The 13,206-nt window shown below is 67.9% G+C and carries 14 protein-coding genes; 7 read left to right on the top strand and 7 right to left on the bottom strand.

Going from position 1 to position 13,206, the window contains the following annotated elements; translation table 11 throughout:
- Positions 1–32 precede the first annotated feature (32 nt).
- Positions 33–1,493 carry an MFS transporter gene (locus tag WS49_RS08815; RefSeq protein ID WP_059526644.1) on the top strand — a complete coding sequence of 487 codons (1,461 nt, stop codon included), beginning with the start codon at positions 33–35 and terminating at the stop codon, positions 1,491–1,493.
- Positions 1,494–1,562: 69 nt separating this feature from the next.
- On the opposite strand, the gene WS49_RS08820 is transcribed toward WS49_RS08815, so the two are convergent.
- Both WS49_RS08820 and WS49_RS08825 read right to left on the bottom strand, forming a co-directional pair.
- Positions 1,563–1,760, bottom strand: coding sequence for an oxidoreductase-like domain-containing protein (locus WS49_RS08820; RefSeq protein WP_059468460.1), 198 nt, complete (start codon positions 1,758–1,760; stop codon positions 1,563–1,565).
- 177 nt (positions 1,761–1,937) lie between these two features.
- Positions 1,938–2,651: an SDR family NAD(P)-dependent oxidoreductase gene (locus tag WS49_RS08825; RefSeq protein WP_059526647.1), complete on the bottom strand. Its 714-nt coding sequence runs from the start codon at positions 2,649–2,651 to the stop codon at positions 1,938–1,940.
- A 297-nt stretch (positions 2,652–2,948) separates the two neighbouring features.
- Between WS49_RS08825 and WS49_RS08830 the strand changes: the two genes are divergently transcribed.
- Entirely contained in the window at positions 2,949–3,626 is a 678-nt protein-coding gene (locus tag WS49_RS08830; RefSeq protein ID WP_059526651.1) for a dihydrodipicolinate reductase C-terminal domain-containing protein, read from the top strand.
- A gap of 79 nt (positions 3,627–3,705) precedes the next feature.
- On the opposite strand, the gene WS49_RS08835 is transcribed toward WS49_RS08830, so the two are convergent.
- Together WS49_RS08835 and WS49_RS08840 are read right to left on the bottom strand one after the other, a co-directional pair.
- Complete coding sequence (locus tag WS49_RS08835; RefSeq protein WP_059526654.1) at positions 3,706–4,515, bottom strand: SDR family oxidoreductase; 810 nt, start codon at positions 4,513–4,515, stop codon at positions 3,706–3,708.
- A complete protein-coding gene (locus tag WS49_RS08840) occupies positions 4,512–5,345 on the bottom strand; it encodes a molybdenum cofactor biosynthesis F family protein (protein WP_059527190.1) in 834 nt (277 codons plus the stop codon). Before WS49_RS08840 ends, WS49_RS08835 begins: the two co-directional genes overlap by 4 nt.
- A gap of 170 nt (positions 5,346–5,515) precedes the next feature.
- Between WS49_RS08840 and WS49_RS08845 the strand changes: the two genes are divergently transcribed.
- From WS49_RS08845 to WS49_RS08855, 3 genes are all read left to right on the top strand, one after another.
- A complete protein-coding gene (locus tag WS49_RS08845) occupies positions 5,516–6,310 on the top strand; it encodes an AraC family transcriptional regulator (RefSeq protein WP_059526657.1) in 795 nt (264 codons plus the stop codon).
- 205 nt (positions 6,311–6,515) lie between these two features.
- A complete protein-coding gene (locus tag WS49_RS08850) occupies positions 6,516–7,439 on the top strand; it encodes a DMT family transporter (RefSeq protein ID WP_059527193.1) in 924 nt (307 codons plus the stop codon).
- A gap of 151 nt (positions 7,440–7,590) precedes the next feature.
- Complete coding sequence (locus WS49_RS08855) at positions 7,591–8,139, top strand: hypothetical protein (protein WP_059526660.1); 549 nt, start codon at positions 7,591–7,593, stop codon at positions 8,137–8,139.
- A gap of 90 nt (positions 8,140–8,229) precedes the next feature.
- Here WS49_RS08855 and WS49_RS08860 read toward each other — a convergent pair whose 3' ends face one another.
- On the bottom strand, positions 8,230–8,364 hold the full coding sequence (locus tag WS49_RS08860; protein ID WP_059449563.1) for an entericidin A/B family lipoprotein: 135 nt from the start codon (positions 8,362–8,364) through the stop codon (positions 8,230–8,232).
- A gap of 235 nt (positions 8,365–8,599) precedes the next feature.
- On the opposite strand from WS49_RS08860, the gene WS49_RS08865 reads away from it, so the two are divergent.
- On the top strand, positions 8,600–9,895 hold the full coding sequence (locus WS49_RS08865) for an aspartate carbamoyltransferase (RefSeq protein ID WP_059526663.1): 1,296 nt from the start codon (positions 8,600–8,602) through the stop codon (positions 9,893–9,895).
- An 88-nt stretch (positions 9,896–9,983) separates the two neighbouring features.
- Here WS49_RS08865 and WS49_RS08870 read toward each other — a convergent pair whose 3' ends face one another.
- Positions 9,984–10,403, bottom strand: coding sequence for a type II toxin-antitoxin system VapC family toxin (locus WS49_RS08870; RefSeq protein WP_059526665.1), 420 nt, complete (start codon positions 10,401–10,403; stop codon positions 9,984–9,986).
- Complete coding sequence (locus WS49_RS08875; protein ID WP_059527196.1) at positions 10,400–10,639, bottom strand: FitA-like ribbon-helix-helix domain-containing protein; 240 nt, start codon at positions 10,637–10,639, stop codon at positions 10,400–10,402. Before WS49_RS08875 ends, WS49_RS08870 begins: the two co-directional genes overlap by 4 nt.
- Before the next feature lie 323 nt (positions 10,640–10,962).
- Between WS49_RS08875 and WS49_RS08880 the strand changes: the two genes are divergently transcribed.
- The gene (locus WS49_RS08880) at positions 10,963–13,206 is read left to right on the top strand and encodes a TonB-dependent receptor (protein WP_059526668.1); all 2,244 of its coding nucleotides are present in this window, start codon (positions 10,963–10,965) and stop codon (positions 13,204–13,206) included.

The raw sequence follows: 13,206 nt of genomic DNA on the forward strand, positions 1-13,206 counted from the left end.
GGTGCGGCCCTCATTCTTCCGGACTTCCGTTCATGACCGACAACACCCTCGCCACTTGCGCGCCGGCCGGCACGGCCGCCGCGGCGCCGCCGCGCAGCCATCACGGCTGGGCGCTCGTGGTCCTGCTGGTCGGCGCCATTCTGCCGCCGCTCGACTACTTCATCGTGAATCTCGCGCTGCCGGCCATCCGCGACGGCATCGGCGCACGACCGTCCGAGCTGCAGCTCGTCGTGTCGGCCTACGCGTGCGCGAACGCGGTCGTGCAGATCACCGGCGGGCGTCTGGGCGACCTGTACGGCCGCAAGCGGATGTTCATGATCGGGATGGCCGGCTTCGTCGTCGCATCGACGCTGTGCGGGCTCGCCGGCAGCGGCGCGGTGCTGGTCGGCGGCCGCGTGCTGCAGGGCCTGTTCGCCGCGATCCTCGCGCCGCAGGTGCTCGCGACGATCCGCAGCGTGTTCAGCCCGCAGGAGCAGGTGCGCGTGATGAGTTTCTACGGTTTCGTGTTCGGCCTCGCGGCCGTGATCGGCCAACTGGGCGGCGGCGCATTGATCAGCCTGCATCCGTTCGGACTCGGCTGGCGCGCGATCTTCCTGGTCAACGTGCCGATCGGCATCCTCGCGCTGCTCGGCAGTTGGCGCTTCATCCCGGAAAGCCGGCCGCCGCGCGGCCAGCGTATCGACGTGCCCGGCACGGTGCTGCTGTCGCTGTCCCTGCTGATGCTCGTCTATCCGCTCACGCACGGACGCGAGGCAGGCTGGCCGCTGTGGATGATCGCGTGCATCGCCGGGGCGCTGCCGATGCTCGGCGCGCTGCTGGCGGTCGAAGCGCGCCGGCTCGCCGGCGGCCGCGATGCGCTGCTCGACGTGCGCCTGCTGCGCAATCCGGTCGTCGCGCTCGGGCTCACGCTCGCGTTCCTGTTCTACATGCTGAGCGCGTTCTTCCTGAGCTACGGGATCTATCTGCAGGGTTGCTTCGACTGGTCGCCGCTCGCGTCGGGGCTGGCGATCCTGCCGCTCGGCATCGGCTTCCTCGCGAGCCCGCTGCTGATGCCGCGCCTCGTCGACCGGTTCGGCGGCCATCGCGTGCTCACGCTCGGCTTCGCGATACTCGCGGCCGGCGTCGCGACCGCCGCCGCACTGGCCGGCGACCACGCGCCCGGCCCGGGCTTTTACGCGGGCATCGCGGCGATCGGCATCGGGCAAGGCCTCGTGCTGCCGTCGGTCGTGCGGATCGTGCTCGCGGAAGTCGACGCGGCGCGCGCCGGGGTCGCATCGGGCATGGTCAGCACGATGCTGCAGATCGGCGCGGCCGTCGGGGCGGCGACACTCGGCGGGCTATTCTTCGCGCGGCTCGGCGCGCAGCCGGGCGCGCTCGACTACGTGCAGGGGTTCAGGACGGCGATGTGGGCGCTGACGGTCGTGCTGCTCGTGTGCGTCGCGTTGTCGGCCGCGCTGGGGCCGATGCATCGCCGGGTGCGGGCCGGCACGTGACGACGCGGGTCGGACGACACATCGCCGGCAGCGAATCGGGGCATGCGCGATCGCTTGCCGGCATTAAGCTCACTTGTGATGTTTGCGTTGCGCGTGCCGCGCTTCCCATTCGGCCAGCTCGACGCGATAGCGCGCCAGCGCTTCGTCGTACAGGTCGAAAACGCACGGCGAGCAGCCGCTGTTGCAGCAGTCTTCCAGTTCGGGTTGTTCGGGCGGGGTGGGACGCGGATCGTCGGCGAGCGTATCCGCGGAGGCAGGCTTGGTCACGGCTTCAGTCACATGATGTCGAACGTCCAGTATACGGTGATGGTCCGCCGCATGCAGGCATGCCGGCCGTATGCAGCCGCGCAACCTGCCGATCGAAATCGCGACGGTCACGCAACCGCCGCGTGCGCGATTTCGCATGCCCTGACGTCATACTCGAGTGCGACCGTCCGCCATCCGCTACGCCACGCGACCGCTCACGGGAATCGATGCGCCGGTGATCGCCTGCGCATCAGTCGACAGCAGGAACCCGATCGTCGCGGCGATCTGTTCGGGCCGGACCCAGCGCGTGAAATCCGCGTCGGGCATGTCCGCGCGGTTCGGCGGTGTGTCGATGATGCTCGGCAACAGCGCATTCACGGTCACGCCGCGATCGAGCAGTTCCGCCGCCAGCGCCTCGGTGAGTCGCGCGACGCCCGCCTTCGCGGCCGCATACGCGCCCATTCCCGCGCCTGCCTTGAACGCCGCGCCCGCGCCGATGTTGACGATGCGGCCCGCCGGGCTCGCCACCAGATACGGCAGCGCGGCCTTCGACGCATTCAGCGCCGTCTTCACGTTCAATTCGTACATGCGGTCCCACGTGGCCGCGTCGCCATCGGCGATCGTCTGCCACACGAACGCGCCTGCAATGTTCAGCAGCGCGTCGACCCGGCCGAATTCGCGATTCACGGTGTCGAGCGCGCGCGCAGCCGCCTGCGGATCGACCAGATCGATGCCGCCGAGGCGCAGCGCATCGGCCGGCACGCCGGGCAACGCCTGCGCGTCCGGCGCCGCGCCACGGCCGATCAGCGCGACGCGCGCGCCGTGCCGGCCGAGCCAGGCGGCGGTTGCGACGCCGAGGTGGCCGAATCCGCCGGTGATCGCGACTGCCTTGCCTTTCAGGTCGTGTTCCATCGATATGCTCTCCTGAGTCGAAGGGGGTTGGATGATACGCGGTTCGGTGCGATGCCGGCCGCGACACGGGCGTGCCCGGCCGACGTTTCGACAGCGTAGCGCCGTTCACGCCTCCATGCGCACGGCGACACAGGCGTCGCCGCCGACGAAGCCGATCTGTCGATCCGCCGCGGCCGTGCAGGTGCGCACCACGCGTGACGGCATGGCCGGGCATAATGCGCGATCACGGCGCGCCGCACGATGCACCGTGATCGCGCCGTTTGCGTACCGAACCCCGAACCTCAACCCGTCCATCCCATGCAAGTACTCGTCGTTGGCACCGGCAAGCTGGCAACCGAACTGCTCGGCTCACACCGGCTCGACCCGGCAACCTGTCGCGCGATGGCCTGGTCGGACCCCGCACGCAGCGACGTCCGCTCGATCGTCGTTCACGCCGGCTCCGGCCGCGAGCTGCCTGCCGCGATCGAATTCTGCCGCGCAACGGGGTCGCCGCTCGTCGAGCTGTCCACCGGCTCAGACCTCGAAACCGGATCGCACGACTTCCCCGTCGTGCTCTGTCCGAATACGAACATCCTGATGCTCAAGTTCATGAGCATGCTGGAAACCAGCGGCCACCTGTTTCGCGACTGCCACATCAGCGTGACGGAATCGCACCAGGCCAGCAAGACGTCCGTGCCCGGCACCGCGGTCGGCATCGGCCAGTCGCTCGGCGTTCCCGCGCAGGACATCCACTCCGTGCGGGACCCTGCCGAGCAGCGCGACGCATTGCAGATTCCCGACGACCAACTCGGCCGCCATGCGTTCCACCGGATCCGCATCGAGGACGGCGAATGCAGCCTGCAATTCGAATCCCGCGTATACGGCGCGTCGCCTTACGCGGATGGCGTGTCGCGGATCGTCGAGGCCGTCAGGCAGCACGAGCTCGAACCTCGCCGGTATTCGATTGTCGAGTTCATTCACAACGGTTGGCTGTAAGCACAACGATGCGCGCGACGCGCGACGCCCCCGCCGGCCCACTCGACGGCCCTGATCGCACGATCGCGCACGCGCCCTCTTAACTGTCACCCAGCACAGCCCCGCTTTCCGGCAACGTCGCCCCGCCGTCGACGACGATCGTCTGCCCGGTGATGTACGCCGCATCGGCCGACGCGAGAAACAGCATCGCGTTCGCGATGTCCTCCGGCTCGCCCATCCGCGCGAGCGGAATGTCGCGTGCGATCTGCGCGGCGACCGACGCATCGCCGAGATTGCCGGCCGCCGGCGTGCGGATCATCCCCGGCTCGACACCGTTGACCGTCACGTTGCGGCGCGCGAGTTCGAGCGCCGCCGCGCGAATGAAGCCGTTCACGCCTGCCTTCGACGCCGCGTAGTGCGCGAGCCCCGGATAGGCGACGCGCGGCCCGGTCACCGACGACGTGACGAGCAGCCGCCCCGCCCCCGCACATTCGAATGCCGGCAACGCGGCCTGTGCGAGCCAGAACAGCGCCGACAGGTTGACCGACAGCGTCCGCTCGAGCATCGGCACATCGATCTGCTCGAACGGAGTCAGCGGGAAGTACGCGGCGTTGTGAACGACGACGTCGAGCCGGCCGCCGTCGCGCTCGACCGCCTCGACCAGCGCGACGAGTTCGTCGCGGCTCGCGGCGTCGACGCGATACGCACACGCAGCGCCGCCCGCTCCGGCAAGCGCATCCGCCTGCGCGGCAGCGGCATCGCCGTTGAGATCGGCGAGCGCGACGAACGCACCGGATTGCGCGAAACGGCGCGCGATCGCCGCGCCGATCCCCTGCGCCGCGCCCGTGACGAGCACGACACGTCCACTGAAATCCGCACGCAGGCGGCCGCTGCCCGGCACGGCACTCATCGCTGCGCCTCGCCGGCGAGCGGATACGCGGTTTCATTCAGCACCTGCGCATGCGCGCCGATCGGGAAGTTCGACAGCGTGCCGAAATCGCCGCCCTGGTAGCCGAAGATCTTGCCGTCCGTCTTGCGTTGCGCGAGGTCGATCAGCACGACGCCGAGCGTCGGCACCACCTTCTCGCGCCATACGAACAGATACAACTGCTCGGCGAGCCTGAAGTAATGGCAGCGGTCCACGTCGGCCAGGCCGCCTTCGACGCCCTGCAGACACTGCCAGGCGTAGAAGTTCTCGTTCAGGTAGATGTGCTCGTAGCATTCGGTCGGGCTGTAGCGATACATCGTGCGCTTGCCGATCAGTTCGCGCGTGGGCCCGTGCAGCGGGCCCGGCTGCGCATGGCCGCCGAGCGTGCCGTGCCTGAATGTCGCATCGACGCCCGTCAGCGGCAGCCCGCGCGCGACGCGCGTGAACGCGTCGACATGCGTATCGGATTCGGTCGGCAGCGTGCCGATCACCGACGTCCACACGCCGTCGCCGACGTCGATCACGAGACTGACCGACGTCGCGCGCGCTGCCGAGTCGATGTAATCGACGAAGTACAGGTCGTCGCGCAGCCGCGTGACACGGCACGGCGCACGGCCGCCCGCGTCGGTCGCCGCGTCGCGCCATTGCAGCGCGCCCGCCTCGAACGTATAGACGCGCCATGCGCCCGATGCATCGCCGAGGGCCAGCGATCGCCCGACGAGCGCGTCCACGGGCGCGAGGACGTTCGCGTCCGGCGCGAAGCCGTCGGCGAGCGCGCCAACCTGAATGAATACCGGGTCCTGTCGTTCCACCTGCCGTCTCCCGCGCAGCTTCAGGCCCGGCGGGCCGTGTACGCTGCTCATGTGCACATGGTGCGGGCTGCGCGCGCCGCGCGGTATCGGCCGAAAGGATGAAGGGCGCGCGGCGCCGGAACGCGCTAAAGTGCACGTGATCCGCGCCGCTGCCGGCGCGAGGAGCGCCCATGCACCGTGTCACCCATTACCGACGCACCGATGAAGGCATCGAGGCGATCAGCCTCGAGTCCGATCGCACGTTTCCGCGGCACGCGCACGACGAATTCGGGGTCGGCGTGATCGTCAGCGGCGCGCACCGGTCCTGGAGCGGCCGCGGGCAGGTCGATGCGCTGGCCGGCGACGCGATCATGGTCAATCCGGGCGAAATGCACGACGGCATGCCGATCGAAACGGGCACGGGCCGGCGTTGGCGGATGCTGTACCTCGCGCCCGCACTGGTCGCGGGCGTCGCGGCGGAAGAAGGCCTCGGCGGTGTCGAGCTCGCGCACCCGGCCGTGCGTGACGCGCGGCTCGCGGCCGCGTTCGGCCGGCTGCATGCACGGCTCGTCGCAGGAGACACGCTGCCGCTCGCCCGCGACGAGGCGCTCGTCACGCTGGTCGCCGGGCTGCTTGCGCGGCACTCGAACCGCGCGCTGCCGCCCGCCGGCGTCGCACCGGCGATCCGCGTCGCCCGCGAGCGACTCGACGCGGCGCCCGCCGCACCCGTTTCGCTGGCGGAACTCGCCGGCCTGAGCGGCGTGAGCCGCTTCCAGCTGCTGCGCGGATTCGCGCGCGAACTCGGCATCACGCCGCACGCGTATCTGATGCAGTCGCGCACGCGGCTCGCGCGCGCCCTGATCGCCAGCGGCCGGCCGATCGCGGATGCCGCGGCCGAAGCCGGTTTTGCCGACCAGAGCCACCTGACGCGCGCATTCGCACGCCAGTTCGGGATCACGCCGGGACGATTCACGCAGGCAGGCTGACGGGCCTCGCCTCGCGGCGTGGCCACCCGGTGCGCGGCGATGTCGATCGTCGCCGCCCGGCAGCAACGGCTCTGGATGGCAGCGCTACCGTTCAACCGAGATACCGGACAGGACACATCGCCGTTTCCGCTCACCCGCCCCGCTCGCCGACGCCGCTGCAATTTCGTTCAAGACGCCCGCGCCGCCGCACGCGACGATGCGGCACATGAAGACACGACTGATCGGCTATCTCTATCTCGCCGCCGCAATGGCCGGCGTCGGCAGCACCGTCATCGCGAGCCGCCTCGCGGCCGGCGGCCTGCCGCCGTTCGCGGCCACCGCGCTGCGCTTCCTGATCGCAACCCCGCTGCTGTTCGCGCTGATGCGAGCGCAGCGAATGCGATGGCCGCGGGTCTCCGCACGCGACGCCGTGCTGCTCGTCGTGCAGGCCGCGGCGGGCGGCGTCGGCTATACGGTGCTGCTGATCAGCGGCACGAAGCTGTCGTCGCCCGTCGATGCAGGCGTGATGCTCGGCACGCTGCCGGCGATGTCGACGCTGATCGCGGCGGTCGTGCTGCGCGAGCGGCAGACGCCGCGCGACTGGGGCGCGGCCGCGCTGGCCACCGCCGGCGTGCTGTTCGTCACGTTCGCGCCCGGCCAGGCCATGCCGTCGCTCCGGACGCTCGCCGGCGACGCGCTGGTGCTGGCCGCCGTCGCTTGCGAGGCCGTGTTCATCCTGCTCAACCGGCGGCTGTCGGCGCCGTTGCCGCCGCTCGCGCTGTCGACGGCGATGTCGGGCCTCGGCTTCGTGCTCGCGCTGGTGCCGGCCGCGTTCGAATGGCACGCGCTGGCGAGTGGCTGGAACGTCGGCGCGGTGTCGGCGATCGCGTACTACGCGCTGGTGCCGACCGTGCTCGGCTATCTGTGCTGGTACGCGGGTTCGGCTCGCACGAGCGGCACCGAAGCCGCGCTGTTCACGGCGGTCGCGCCGGTCTCGGCCGTGCTGTTCGCGGTCGCGCTGTTCGGCGAGACGCTCGGCGGCACGCGATTGCTCGGCATCGCGCTCGTCGTCGCGGGGATGCTGGTGGGTGCGACGCGGCGGCGCGAGCCGCCGGCACGCATCGCGTCAGCCGGTTGTCTCGATGGCTAACCCGTTCGTCGATCGATGGCCGTCACCGCGCGCCATCGACGACTGTAGGAATGTGTCCGCACGCGGCAAAATCGTTGCGTACCGTCGCGCAAGATGCAATATTCGCGTGGCCGGGCCATTTGACCACCATCGAACAATAATTCGCATTGCCATGAACAAGAAGGAAGCCAAAACAAGAATCGCGGCGCTGCTGTCCGCGGGCGCGAGGAAAGCCGACGTGCTCGCCGAGCTCGCCGGACAGGGCCTCAAGGATCGCGTGCTCGCGCGCCTGATCGCGTCGCGCCCCGACCCCGAACTGTGCCGAAAGAACAAGGTGCATACCCGGATCCTGATCGCGCTCGGCATCGCGCAGTTGCTGATCAGCCTCGCACTCGCCTATCTGCTCCTGGTGGACGGGCTCAGCATCGGCGCCGCGGTGCTGTTCCTGGCGTTGACGGTGCCGCTGTCGCTGCTGTTCATCTGGGGCTTCGCGACTCATCGCGTCGGCGCGTATCACGCGTTCATCGTTCTGTCGCTGCTGCAAGTGCCGAGGACCATCGCCGATCTCGGCCGCGATCCGTCGGGCGCGCTGCCGACCCTCGGGGTGACGGTCATCCTGGTCGGCTACGTCTGGTTCGTCCGCAACCGGCTGTTCCCGGACTTCGGCTGGTTCACGCCGCGCAAGGTCGAGGGCCGTTACGCGTTCGTGGAAAACGCCTGACGCTGTCGACCGCGCGCCATGAAAAAGGCGCCGGGCCGCCCCGCGATCGCGGGACGGCCCGGCGCCTTTTTCATTCCGGAATCCGGTGGCTTACTTGGCCTTCTCGGCCGTATCGCTAATTGCCTGGCCACCCTTCGAAATGTCCTGCCCCATGCCTGCAACGGTATTGCAACCGGCGAGCGCGGCGGTCACCACCAGCAGCACTGCAGCAATCGTACGCGTCATTCTCATTCTCCTTCGAGTCAACATGCCCGACCGGGCGAATCGTATGCGGCGTCGATGCCCTGCGGCGCGCAGGACACGGGGCCTGACCTGATTATACGGAGACGGCCGCCGCGCGCCAGTGTTCGCCGGGCCGGGCGTAACCCAGGCCACACGGGCCGTCGCGCAGATTTTCCTTGACTTCGGCGGGCCTCGAACTAATATACGCACCGCGTATATTTCTCATCAGGTGCCGCCGATGACCGTTCCCCAACAAGCCTTCCTGCGCGACGCGATGCGCCGCCTCAACATGACCCGCGAAGCGTTCGCGAACCGCATCGGCGTAAGCCGTCGTGCGCTGGACACGTGGCTGTTGCCCGACGACTCGCAGGAATCGCGCGGCATGCCCGAGATCGTCGAGCGCTTCGTGTCGGAAATCGTCGAACGCCCGGCACCGGATGGCGGGGACTATACGCAAAGCGTAGAAAAACAGGGGCTCGCGAAGCAATTCCTGTTCGAAGGCAAGCCGCAACTGATTTCCGTGGACCAGTTCTCACGGGATTCGGTCGAGGCGCTGTTCCGCGTCGCCGACGTGATGCAGCCGATCGCGCGCCGCCACAAGATCTCGCGCGTGCTCGAAGGCGCGGTGCTCGGCAACCTGTTCTTCGAGGCCAGCACGCGCACCCGCGTGTCGTTCGGCGCGGCCTTCTGCCGGCTCGGCGGCTCGGTGTGCGACACGACCGGCTTCACGTTCTCGTCGATGGCCAAGGGCGAATCGATCTACGACACGAGCCGCGTGATGGCCGGCTATGTCGACGCGCTCGTGATCCGCCACCCGGAGAAAGGCTCGGTTGCGGAGTTCGCGCGCGCGACCAACCTGCCGGTGATCAACGGCGGCGACGGCCCGGGCGAGCACCCGAGCCAGGCGCTCCTCGATCTCTATACGATCCAGCGCGAGTTCTCGCGCCTCGGCAAGATCGTCGACGGCGCGCATATCGCGCTCGTCGGCGACCTGAAATACGGCCGCACCGTGCACTCGCTCGTCAAGCTGCTCGCGCTGTACCGCGGGCTCAAGTTCACGCTCGTGTCGCCGCCGACGCTCGAAATGCCCGCGTACATCATCGACCAGATCGCGACGAACGGCCACGTGATCGAGCAGACGAACGACCTCGCGGCCGGGCTGCGCGGCGCGGACGTCGTCTATGCGACGCGGATCCAGAAGGAGCGCTTCACCGACGAGTCGTTCGAAGGCTACACGCCGGATTTCCAGATCAACCAGGCGCTCGTCGACTCCGTCTGCAAACCCGACACGCTGATCATGCACCCGCTGCCGCGCGACAGCCGGCCCGGCGCGAACGACCTGTCGGTCGACCTGAACCGCGATCCGCGCCTCGCGATCTTCCGGCAGACCGACAACGGCATTCCGGTGCGGATGGCGATCTTCGCGGTGCTGCTCGGCGTCGAGAATCTGGTTCAACATTCGATGCGCGACGCCACATGGCGCCCGCCGGCGTACCTCGGGCCGGAGGATGCGGTGTTTCACGGGATCGATTGACCCGCAGACGTCATACACACGACGCGCCGTCTTGCACGGCGCGTTTTTCATTTTCGATGCGGATGATGCGGAAGCGGCCGGCCCCGCGTCAACCGACCCACGGATCGATCACGCGCAGGCCCGCCGCTTCGAACGGCGCGACGTCGCGCGTAGCCACGATCAAGCCGTTCGCTGCGGCTGTCGCGGCGATAAAGCCATCTGCCGATGCCAGCGCGTTGCCCGTCGCACGAGCCTTCGCACGAAGGCCCGCATACGCTTTGCTGGCTGCATCGTCGAACGGCAGGACCCGGCCGCGAAACAGCGGCACGATGCGCTGCTCGATGCTTTGGTGCAGCCAGTCTCGCCTCCGCCCTTCCGGCAATGCCGCCACGCCGAATCGCATTTCCGCGAGACTGATTGCGGCAAGAAACAGCGTCTCGACGTTCTGCGCGTCGAGCCATTCGATCACGGCCAAGCTCGGCTCGCGTCGCAACGGCTCGGAAATGACGTTGGTATCGACCAGGATCATTCGAAGCTCATCGGGTCGGTGGGCGATCCGTCACGCCGAACCTCGAAATCGATACCGCCGGCCTCCCGCCCGATTTCAGCCAGCAGCGTTCCCAGCTTGGGCCGCCCGTCTGGCCGGACGGCCTGCTCCAGAATGTCGCGCACCTCGGCTTCGGTACTGCGGCCATGTTGCGCTGCGCGGACCCGAAGTGCGCGATGCACCTCGTCGGGCAAATTTCGAACCGTGATCACGGGCATGATGCGCCTCACTGAGATTGCTTTCAATGCAGTCATACTATCACCCTGCTGTCACTCTGAACGAACGAAGATGCAACCACTGTAATCGGCCCGCCACGCCCATCACACTCGGCCATTCGGCCATCCTGCCCCCTCCCCGCAAGCGTTCAAGCCCTCTGCAACATTCGTCAACATTCTCATCACAAATGCGAACAAGAACGCTTCTCATTTAACCGAAAATTACATAGAATGCCGCCTGAAAACAAATCGTAATAATTCCCGGCGGCGTGCACATTTCCGTCGCGCGTCGTTCCGGGGGCCACACTGCGAGGTCGAAGCGCATCATGAAGTCCCGTCCTGAAGAGCTGAAGCTCGGCAAATTCACCACCCTGTGCAGCGTGCTCGCCGCGAGCCCTGCGTTCGCCGACGGCACGCCGCTGCCCGGACCGGTCAGCACTGAGGGCCATCTCGCGCCGATCGAGGTCCAGGGCAAGGCCGAGCACAGCTACAAGGCCGACTTTTCCGCCTCCACGAAATTCACCGCGCCGCTCGTCGACACGCCGAAGTCCGTGACCGTGATCCCGCAGGAGCTGATCCAGAGCAGCGGCGCGGCAACGCTGACCGAGGCGTTGCGCACCGTGCCGGGCATCACGTTCGGCGCCGGCGAAGGCGGCAACCCGCTCGGCGATCGTCCGTTCATCCGCGGCTACGACACGCAAGGCAGCATGTTCGTCGACGGGATGCGCGACACGGGCGCGACCACGCGCGAGATCTTCAACACCGAGCGCGTCGAGATCACCAAAGGCTCCGACGGCGCATACGGCGGCCGCGGCGGCGCGGGCGGCAGCATCAACCTGATCACGAAAGCGCCGCACCTCGGCACGACGGCGGCCGCGAGCGCCGGCCTCGGCACCGACCGCTACCGCCGCTTCACCGCCGACGGCAACTGGCAGTTCGCCGATCACGCGGCGTTCCGCCTGAACCTGATGAGCCACAACAACGACGTCGCCGGCCGCGACGCCGTCAACAACGAGCGCTGGGGCGTCGCGCCGTCGATCGCGTTCGGTCTCGGCACGCCGACGCGCGTGACCGCGAGCTACTACCACCTGTCGACCGACGACATGCCCGACGGCGGCATTCCGTACTTCTACACGACGTCGAACAAGCCCGCGAACGTCGACACGATCTATCCGGCGCCCGTCGACCGCCACAACTTCTACGGCCTGATCGACCGCGACTTCCGCAAGACCACGTCGGACATCAGCACGATCAAGATCGAGCACGACATCACGCCGAATCTGACGGTGCGCAACACCACGCGCTACACGGAATCGACGCAGGACTACATCTGGACGCAGCCCGACGACAGCCAGGGCAACGTGGTCAACGGCCGTGTCTGGCGCCGCAACAACAACCGCAACAGCTCGATCAACAGCCTCGCGAACCTGACCGAACTGTTCGGCGAATTCCGCACCGGCCCGTTCAAGCACAGCTTCTCGACCGGCATCGAGCTGTCGCGCGAATGGGGCAAGCGCGATTCGTACACGGTCGCGACCGACAAGGGCACGGTCTGTCAGAAAGGCATCGGCGCGCCGTCCGGCTACAACTGCACGAGCCTGTGGTCGCCGAACCCGAACGATCCGTGGGCCGGTTCCGTCACGCGCAACAACGACTATGCGCATGCACGCACCACGACCAAGTCGATCTACGGCTTCGACACGATCGAGCTCACGCCGCGCTGGCAGGTGAACGCCGGCGTGCGCATCGACGATTATTCGACCCGCTTCACCGACACCAAGGCCAACGGCAGCAAGACCACCACGCGCGACGACACGCTCTTCAACTGGCAGGCCGGCCTCGTGTTCAAGCCCGCGCGGAACGGCAGCATCTACGCGTCGTATGCGACGTCGTCGACGCCGGCCGGCATGCTGCTCGGCGAAGGCAGCGAAACGCAGTCGCTCACGCCGGGTCGCGGCGGCGTCGGCTCGAACGCCGATCAGCTGTCGCCGGAGAAGAACCGCAGCATCGAACTCGGCACGAAGTGGAACGTGCTGAACGACAAGCTGTCGCTGACCGCCGCGCTGTTCCAGATCGACACGACGAATGCACGCGTGACGCTGCCGAACAACCAGTACGCGATGGTCGGCAACAAGCGCGTGCAGGGCCTCGAACTCGGTGTCGCCGGCCAGATCACGAAGCAGTGGCAGGTGTTCGGCGGCTACACGTACATGAAGAGCGAGCTGCGCGACAACGGCAAGGATGCCGCGAACAACGGCCACCGGTTCCCCAATACGCCGAAGCACAGCCTGACGATGTGGTCGAACTACGACGTGACGCCGAAATTCACCGTCGGCGGCGGCGCGTTCTACATGTCGGAAGTGTTCGGCGATCCCGCGAACCTGCGTGCGGTGCCGTCGTACTGGCGCTTCGACGCGATGGCGCAATACCGGATCAACAAGAAGCTCGATCTGCAGCTGAACGTGAACAACCTGTTCAACCGCACGTACTTCGATCAGGCGTATCCGGCGCACTACGCGTCGATCGCGCCGGGCCGCTCGGCGTTCATCACGCTGAACGCGCGCTACTGA

The sequence above is a fragment of the Burkholderia sp. RF7-non_BP4 genome (assembly GCF_001521935.1).
In the GTDB taxonomy this organism is placed as follows: Bacteria; Pseudomonadota; Gammaproteobacteria; order Burkholderiales; family Burkholderiaceae; genus Burkholderia; species Burkholderia diffusa.

What these genes read in the sequence shown, in the direction of transcription:
- WS49_RS08815 (WP_059526644.1), top strand. Translation starts at nt 33, where the DNA reads ATGACCGACAACACCCTCGCCACTTGCGCGCCGGCCGGCACGGCCGCC.
- WS49_RS08825 (WP_059526647.1), bottom strand. Translation starts at nt 2,651, where the DNA reads ATGGAACACGACCTGAAAGGCAAGGCAGTCGCGATCACCGGCGGATTC.
- WS49_RS08830 (WP_059526651.1), top strand. Translation starts at nt 2,949, where the DNA reads ATGCAAGTACTCGTCGTTGGCACCGGCAAGCTGGCAACCGAACTGCTC.
- WS49_RS08835 (WP_059526654.1), bottom strand. Translation starts at nt 4,515, where the DNA reads ATGAGTGCCGTGCCGGGCAGCGGCCGCCTGCGTGCGGATTTCAGTGGA.
- WS49_RS08845 (WP_059526657.1), top strand. Translation starts at nt 5,516, where the DNA reads ATGCACCGTGTCACCCATTACCGACGCACCGATGAAGGCATCGAGGCG.
- WS49_RS08850 (WP_059527193.1), top strand. Translation starts at nt 6,516, where the DNA reads ATGAAGACACGACTGATCGGCTATCTCTATCTCGCCGCCGCAATGGCC.
- WS49_RS08855 (WP_059526660.1), top strand. Translation starts at nt 7,591, where the DNA reads ATGAACAAGAAGGAAGCCAAAACAAGAATCGCGGCGCTGCTGTCCGCG.
- WS49_RS08860 (WP_059449563.1), bottom strand. Translation starts at nt 8,364, where the DNA reads ATGACGCGTACGATTGCTGCAGTGCTGCTGGTGGTGACCGCCGCGCTC.
- WS49_RS08865 (WP_059526663.1), top strand. Translation starts at nt 8,600, where the DNA reads ATGACCGTTCCCCAACAAGCCTTCCTGCGCGACGCGATGCGCCGCCTC.
- WS49_RS08870 (WP_059526665.1), bottom strand. Translation starts at nt 10,403, where the DNA reads ATGATCCTGGTCGATACCAACGTCATTTCCGAGCCGTTGCGACGCGAG.
- WS49_RS08875 (WP_059527196.1), bottom strand. Translation starts at nt 10,639, where the DNA reads ATGCCCGTGATCACGGTTCGAAATTTGCCCGACGAGGTGCATCGCGCA.
- WS49_RS08880 (WP_059526668.1), top strand. Translation starts at nt 10,963, where the DNA reads ATGAAGTCCCGTCCTGAAGAGCTGAAGCTCGGCAAATTCACCACCCTG.